Genomic DNA, 634 nt, shown 5'->3' on the forward strand with positions numbered 1-634 from the left:
GGTCCTCCTCCAATTGTTTGATCTGTTGCCGAGCGTCGTGCAAGTCAGCTGTGACGCGTTTCAGGTATTCGAAAAGTCTTGTTTCGTCAGACATTAGTTACGCCCGAGTTCCTTGTCGATGAAGTCGAAGATCTCGTCGGGGGTTGCGCTGCCGATTCTCTCCCTGACCCCGATATCTGTATGGGCGCTGTCGCTGAACAGGGCTGCCAGCGAATTCAGCTTAGAGATTATTGTTGCGCGGTCAACATTGTTCGATGGCGCCTCGTTGATGAGCCGCTCAAGCCGGTCCAACTCGGAAAGCACCGAATTAGGCTGTGAACCTGCTTCGAGCATTTCCTTCAACCGGGAAGTCAGCGCCGCCGCTGTTGGGTGGTCGAAAAGCATGCTCACAGGCAATCGGAGTCCAGTCGCGCGACCCAGTCGGTTGCGTAACTCGACCGCAGTAAGGGAGTCGAATCCAAAGTCCATTAGTGGACGGTGCGGATCAACACTTTCTGTTGAGTCGTGACCGAGGACGGCCCGAATGTGGTCTTTGACGACCTCCGCAAGCAAGGCGTATTTGGCTGCTCCATCCAGACCTTCGAGCCTGTGCAGCATATTTTGAGGATCTGCGGTTTTGCGTGGAGCGGTGGTT

2 protein-coding genes are annotated in these 634 nt (G+C 55.0%); both read right to left on the reverse strand.

From position 1 onward, the window contains the following. A partial coding sequence (locus NAM01S_RS37475) for a polyketide synthase docking domain-containing protein (RefSeq protein WP_174554897.1) occupies positions 1-94 on the reverse strand: 94 nt, incomplete at its 3' end. Continuing rightward, a partial coding sequence (locus NAM01S_RS34645; protein ID WP_218018503.1) for an acyl carrier protein occupies positions 94-634 on the reverse strand: 541 nt, incomplete at its 5' end. The genes NAM01S_RS37475 and NAM01S_RS34645, both read right to left, overlap by 1 nt.

Source organism: Nocardia amikacinitolerans NBRC 108937 (assembly GCF_001612615.1).
In the GTDB taxonomy this organism is placed as follows: domain Bacteria; phylum Actinomycetota; class Actinomycetes; order Mycobacteriales; family Mycobacteriaceae; genus Nocardia; species Nocardia amikacinitolerans.